The organism is Paenibacillus ehimensis NBRC 15659, assembly GCF_004000785.1.
Classification (GTDB): Bacteria; Bacillota; Bacilli; order Paenibacillales; family NBRC-103111; genus Paenibacillus_G; species Paenibacillus_G ehimensis.
The window spans coordinates 76,763-82,762 of sequence record NZ_BILX01000029.1; the positions used below are offsets into that span (position 1 = coordinate 76,763).

General features: G+C 56.0%; 6 protein-coding genes. All 6 read left to right on the forward strand.

Translation table 11 applies throughout. The annotated features are described in order from the left end of the window. Positions 1-102: 102 nt before the first annotated feature. The 6 genes from PEH01S_RS17865 to PEH01S_RS17890 all read left to right on the forward strand — a co-directional run bounded on the left by PEH01S_RS17865 (position 103) and on the right by PEH01S_RS17890 (position 5,946). On the forward strand, positions 103-1,035 hold the full coding sequence (locus PEH01S_RS17865; RefSeq protein ID WP_127487132.1) for a S66 peptidase family protein: 933 nt from the start codon (positions 103-105) through the stop codon (positions 1,033-1,035). Positions 1,036-1,280: 245 nt separating this feature from the next. Beyond that, positions 1,281-2,177 (forward strand): hypothetical protein, encoded by an 897-nt coding sequence (locus PEH01S_RS17870; RefSeq protein ID WP_025850932.1) that lies wholly within the window; start codon positions 1,281-1,283, stop codon positions 2,175-2,177. Positions 2,178-2,267: 90 nt separating this feature from the next. After that, the gene (locus PEH01S_RS17875) at positions 2,268-3,011 is read left to right on the forward strand and encodes an ABC transporter ATP-binding protein (RefSeq protein ID WP_127487134.1); all 744 of its coding nucleotides are present in this window, start codon (positions 2,268-2,270) and stop codon (positions 3,009-3,011) included. Beyond that, positions 3,004-3,756: an ABC transporter permease gene (locus tag PEH01S_RS17880; protein WP_127487136.1), complete on the forward strand. Its 753-nt coding sequence runs from the start codon at positions 3,004-3,006 to the stop codon at positions 3,754-3,756. The genes PEH01S_RS17875 and PEH01S_RS17880 overlap by 8 nt, the downstream gene beginning before the upstream one ends. A 12-nt stretch (positions 3,757-3,768) precedes the next feature. Continuing rightward, positions 3,769-5,253, forward strand: a complete 1,485-nt coding sequence (locus tag PEH01S_RS17885; protein ID WP_127487138.1) for a sensor histidine kinase — start codon at positions 3,769-3,771, stop codon at positions 5,251-5,253. 3 nt (positions 5,254-5,256) lie between these two features. Beyond that, positions 5,257-5,946, forward strand: a complete 690-nt coding sequence (locus PEH01S_RS17890) for a response regulator transcription factor (RefSeq protein WP_025850936.1) — start codon at positions 5,257-5,259, stop codon at positions 5,944-5,946. The last annotated feature ends 54 nt before the right edge of the window (positions 5,947-6,000 follow it).

Here is a 6,000-nt window from a genome sequence, read left to right on the forward strand (position 1 = left end):
TCATTTTTATCTGCAGCGCAAAATAGGGATGCCCGCATACGTGCCCCCATATACTTGAAGAGACGAAAGTCATACGACGCTTTGGGAGAGGAAGGTGGGCATATGGCCATAAGACCGCCTGCGCTGCGAAGAGGCGATACCATCGGAGTCGTTGCCATGGGCAGTCCGCTGGAGGCCGACGTGATCGATGCGCGCGTCCAGGTATTAAGAGGGATGGGGTTTCAGGTCGTCTTGGGACGGTACGTGTATGCCCGTAACGGCTTTCTTGCGGGTACCGATCAGGAGCGGGCGTACGACTTGATGACGATGTTCGCCAATCCGCAGGTCAACATGATTCTTCCCATCCGCGGCGGTGTCGGCGTGGCCGGTATGCTGCCTTACCTCGATTTCCGCATCATCCGAAGCCATCCGAAAATTATGACCGGCTACAGCGACGTGACATTTCTTCTGAACGCGCTGTACCGGTATAGCGGACTCATTTCCTTTCACAGCCTCATGCTAATTGATTTCAATCCAGCCACCCCTGCGTATAATTTCGACCAGTTTTTTACCGCCGTATCGTCCATGTCTACGTACCGTCCCATTCTAAATCCGCCGAATGTTCCACTGGTCAGCCGTGTGCCGGGGAATGTCACCGGACCGATCGTCGGAGGCAATCTGACCTCCGTTGTCGATACGTTGGGTACGCCTTACGAGATCGATACGAGGGGAAAGGTGCTGTTTCTGGAAGATACCCACGAGCCGGCCAATACGGTATACAGGTACCTGAATCATTTGAAGCTGGCCGGGAAATTTCAGGACTGTCTTGGCATCGTCATGGGCGAATGTACGGAGTGTCCGGCCGCCTACGGCAAGTCCTACGAAGAGGTAGTCAACGAATTCGTTGCTCCTCTCGGCAAGCCCCTTCTGACGAATCTCGCAACCGGACACGGCTACTACAAAGCCGCCATTCCGTTCGGGGCGACGGTGAACTTGAATACATTCAATAACACGCTGACCGTGCTTGAACCGGCGGTTGGCGTTCGGCAGACATAAGTCTGATAGACTTAACAACGCTGCCGGTATCTTTAAATCGTACCGGATCCCACCACTCCGGATCAGAGCGATCCGGGGTTTTTCCTATTTCCGGCGGGGAAACGGGGCGTCCGGTTAATAAAGTTTTAAGGATTTGTTTAGAAACGGCTAATCCCCGGTTTCTAGAATGTTTAGCTCTTCCCGTTAGGATGGAAGTATGGAAGCCGGAGATGCTTTCAAACCCCAATCCCAAGGAGGAAGAAACCATGAACAAACGAATCGCATTAACCGGAGTCAGCGTAGCCGTCGGAAGCCTGCTTCTGATCGGTTCCGCCTATGCGGGGCTTGGAGACGCCCCGGGCTACGACGCCTACAAGTCGGCTGTCAAGGAAACGTTCGCGGTCCAAAACGTGACGAAGCAAATGAAGGTGACAGTAAACGATAACGGAACGAAGCTGCTCGACGTGCAGTCGACCGTCAAGGCGGACAAGGCGAAGAACGAAATGAGCGCGGAAATCAACCTCAGCGGCGGCGGAGCAAATCAGGGAGTGAGCCTCTACCGGCAGGACGGCAAGCAAATCGTCAAAGCGAGTGACAACGACGTGTACAATATCATCGAAGGAAAAGAATGGAAGGGAAAAGCGGGCGAACACCGCGGACAAGCTCCGGACGGCATTAGCGCCGAGGTCGAGAATGTCGTCGATGCGCTGGTCGGCAACCTGAAGGATTATGTCACGTTGTCGCCGCAAGCGGACGGGACGAAGAACATCGCGATGCAGCTGAATGGAAGTCAAATTCCGGCGGTGGCGAATGCGATCGGGTCGCTCGTGGTGAAACAGGCGGCGAACGCCGAGGAGCACAGAGGCGACATGCAAGGGCCTTTTGGCGATAAATTTCAAGGGCTCCACGATAGCATGCCGAAGCTGACGCAGGACGTAAAGATCGACAAGTTCGATCTGGCTGCCAAAGTCAACGCGGACAATCGGATCGAGAAGCAGCAGATGACGCTGACGATCAGCGGCAAGGATGCACAAGGCGTTGCCCATGAAGTCGTGGTTGCCGCCGATTTCGGCTTGTCCAACTTCAACGGCACGACGCCGGACCACGTCGATCTGAACGGTAAGCAAGTGAAGACGATCGATGTGAAAAAGCACGGGGAATAAGCGCGGTACCTGCGGCGGGACGAAGGGCGGCCCGAGCTGTCCTTCGCCGTCCGCGACTAGCTTGAGCTTCGCTAATAAGGAGATGAGCCGATGGAAGCCGTCCTGGAGCTTGACGGATTGACCAAAATTTACGCCAACCGGCGCGGCGTGGAACATATTACGCTGCAGGTGCAGCGCGGAGATATTTACGGATTTTTCGGTCCGAACGGGGCCGGCAAAACGACCGTGATGAAAATCATTGCCGGATTGTGCCGGGCGGACCGGGGGCAGGTGCGCTTGTTCGGGCACGATGCGGCCGCCGACTTCGTGAGAGCAATGAGCAAGGTGGGCGTGCTGATCGAAACGGCGGACGCTTACGATTACATGAGCGGCTACAAAAATTTGGAGCTCGCCGCCCGGTTTTACCCGCGGCTGCCCCGAAAACGGATCGACGAGGTGCTGGAGCTGGTGGGGCTTGCCGCCTTTAAGCACGAGAAAGTGAGCCAATACTCGCTGGGCATGAAGCAGCGCTTGGGCGTCGCCGCGGCGATCTTGTCCGAGCCGGAGCTCCTCATTCTGGATGAGCCGACGAACGGGCTCGATATTGAGGGCATGGTAGAGATGCGCGAATTGATCGCCCGGCTGGCCCGTGAGCAGCACATTACGTTTTTCTTATCCAGTCATCTGATTACCGAGATGGAGCAGTTGTGCAGCCGGATCGGCATTTTGTATAACGGAAGGCTGATTCGGGAAGATTTCGTAGCGGATATCGTCCACGGTCCGAACCCGACGACGTTGGAGAATTATTTTATGGAGCAAGTGCGAGAAGAAAGGAGGGCGGAAGTGCATGCCTAGTTTTTACGCGAATACGGTAAACGAACTTGCGAAGCTGCTGGCCCGGCGCAAAACGGTTGTGTTTCTCGTCCTGACCGCCATGATTCCGATCGCCGCGGCAGCCGCCGCCTCGCAGTTCCAATTCGGCTTCGGCGTAGCGGCGCTGACCTCTGCGGATTTCCCGGTCGTCCTGCTCGGCTCTTATACGGCCGTCTACTTGCCGCTGCTGTTGTTCATGACGGCGTCCGACATGTTCGCCGGGGAAACGGGCGACAAGACGATGAAGCTGCTCTTAACGCGCCCGATCACGAGATTTCAAGCGTTCGCCTCCAAGCTGGCCGCCATGCTCGGGTATGCGGCGCTGCATTTGGCGATTGCCCTTATTGTATCGCTGGCAAGCCTTTTGTTTCTGAGTGGCGTGGGCGCGGTCGGGCAAGGGCTTGGACGGACGGCCGCCGCTTATGTTACGTCGCTGCTGCCTCTGTTCACGCTCGGACTGGCTGCGGCTTTTATCGCCCAATTTTTCAAAAACGGCAGCGGCGCGCTGACCGTCTGCATTCTGCTGTACGCTTCGGCGAAGCTCGGCGCTTACTTCGTGCCCGCGCTGGCGGTATACACCCCTGCGGCTTACACCGACTGGCATATGCTGTGGCTCGGGGCCTCCGTAGCGTCCGGCAAAATCCTGAACGTCTTTATGTTTCTGGCCGCTTGTTGTATATTGTTTTTTACAGGGGGCTATACCATCTTCGAGCGAAAACAATACTAGGAGACCGAAGCGATGTCCATCAAAGTCCGGTTGGTGCTTTCTTATTTCTTGATGCTTATCGTGCCGGTCCTGCTGGCCGGGGTCGCTTTTCTGATCATCGTTGCCGCTTTTTTTGGCGACGTCCGTACGTTGTATGACGTCGATACGGAGAGCCACAATCCCATCAAGGAAGTGATCGAGAAGGAAGCCGCCATCAGCGCCGAATTGAAGCTCAAGACGACGGAAAATCCGGATTCCCTGCTGAACCCTTCGATTGCAGCGCAGTTCGAAGAGCGGCTGAAGCCGATTAATATGGGGCTGATCGTCCGCAAACAGGAGAGCGTCGTCTACGTCTCGGAGAAACTGAACAAGCCGGGGCTGCTTCGCAATTTGCCTCCGTACGGGGCGGCGGATACGGATCACAACGGCCACGCGATGAAGGACTGGGGCCCGTGGTTCTTGTCCCGGCAGTACGATTTCCGGTTCAAGGACGGCAGTCCGGGGAGCGTCTTTGTCGCCACGGACATGAATTTTATCGGCAAGTTTGCCCGCACCTACACCTCGGCGTTTTTCATTTCGCTGCTCGTTATTCTCGTGCTGACCAACGGCTTGCTGACGTATTGGGTATCGCGGAGCGTGATTCGTCCGCTTCGTCAATTGCAGCGGGCGGCAGGCGAGATTCGCGAAGGCAATCTCGATTTTGAAGTGAAACCGCAGGCGAAGGACGAGATCGGCGAGCTGGCGGCGTCCTTCGAGCAGATGCGCCGGAGGCTGAAGCAATCCGTCGACGTGCAGCTCAGGTACGAAGAGAACCGCAAGGAGCTGATTTCCAACATCTCGCACGATCTGAAAACGCCGGTGACCGCCATTAAAGGCTACGTGGAAGGCATTATGGACGGCGTATCCAACTCGCCGGATAAGCTTGACAAATATTTGAAAACGATTTATGCCAAAGCCGTTCAGATGGATCATCTGATCGACGAGCTGTTTTTGTTCTCCAAGCTGGATTTGAAGAAGCTGCCGTTTCATTTTGAACCGGTGAACTTAAACGCTTTTTTGCAGGACTGCACCCTCGACATGCAGCTGCACGCCGATATCGAAAAGAAAGGCGTCACGCTTCGGTTCGACGCTCCGGAGGCGCAAGCTCCGGTGTGGGTTACGGCCGACCGGGAGAAGCTGAAGCGGGTGCTGGTCAATTTGATCGGCAACGCCATCAAATATATGGATAAGGAAGCGGGACTCATCGTGCTGCGGATGCGCCCAGACGGCGACCGGGTCATCGTGGAGGTAAGGGACAACGGTCAAGGCATTCCGCCGGAGGCGCTGCCGCATATTTTCGACCGGTTCTACCGGGCGGACCCGTCGCGGAACAGCAGCACCGGAGGCAGCGGGCTGGGCCTTGCCATTGCGAAGCACATTATCGAGGAGCACGGCGGCACGATTCAGGCCAAAAGCACGCTTGGCGAGGGCACGAGCATCTTTTTTACGCTCCATCAAACTACAGGGCGCGGGGAATGAGCGATGAAAAACATTTTAATCATCGAAGACGAAACGAGCATTGCCGAGCTGGAAAGGGATTATCTCGAAATTAACGGGTTTCAGGTCGATATGGAGCACAGCGGGGACGAAGGTTTGAAGAAGGCGCTCACGGGGAAATACGATCTGATCATTCTCGATCTGATGCTGCCCAAGGTGGACGGCTTTGAAATTTGCCGAAAAATCCGCGACAAGCACGATATTCCTATTCTGATGGTGTCCGCGAAAAAGGAAGAGATCGACAAAATCCGCGGCCTTGGCCTCGGAGCCGACGATTATATCATTAAGCCGTTCAGCCCGGGCGAGCTGGTCGCGCGGGTGAAGGCGCATTTGTCGCGCTACGAGCGGCTGCTCGGCAGCCGGGCTCCGCAGACGGAGGAAATCCGCATCCGCGGTCTCCTCATCGACAAGTCGTCCCGCCGCGTGTTCGTGAACAACCAGGAAGTGACGTTTACAACCCGGGAGTTCGATCTGTTGACGTTTCTCGCCTCCAATCCGAACCGCGTGTTCAGCAAGGACCAACTGTTCGAGCACATCTGGGGCTACGATTCGGTCGGCGATATCGCCACCGTCACCGTCCACATCCACAAGCTGCGGGACAAAATCGAGCAGGACCCGTCCAACCCGCAGTATATCGATACGATCTGGGGCGCGGGGTACCGGTTTAAGATTTGAGGCGAAATAAAAAGATCCCGCACATGCTCTGAAAAAGAGCGGACGGGATCTTTT

Bases quoted from the DNA above. Each gene is read 5' to 3' on its own strand.
- PEH01S_RS17865 (WP_127487132.1), top strand. From the start codon at position 103: ATGGCCATAAGACCGCCTGCGCTGCGAAGAGGCGATACCATCGGAGTC.
- PEH01S_RS17870 (WP_025850932.1), top strand. From the start codon at position 1,281: ATGAACAAACGAATCGCATTAACCGGAGTCAGCGTAGCCGTCGGAAGC.
- PEH01S_RS17875 (WP_127487134.1), top strand. From the start codon at position 2,268: ATGGAAGCCGTCCTGGAGCTTGACGGATTGACCAAAATTTACGCCAAC.
- PEH01S_RS17880 (WP_127487136.1), top strand. From the start codon at position 3,004: ATGCCTAGTTTTTACGCGAATACGGTAAACGAACTTGCGAAGCTGCTG.
- PEH01S_RS17885 (WP_127487138.1), top strand. From the start codon at position 3,769: ATGTCCATCAAAGTCCGGTTGGTGCTTTCTTATTTCTTGATGCTTATC.
- PEH01S_RS17890 (WP_025850936.1), top strand. From the start codon at position 5,257: ATGAAAAACATTTTAATCATCGAAGACGAAACGAGCATTGCCGAGCTG.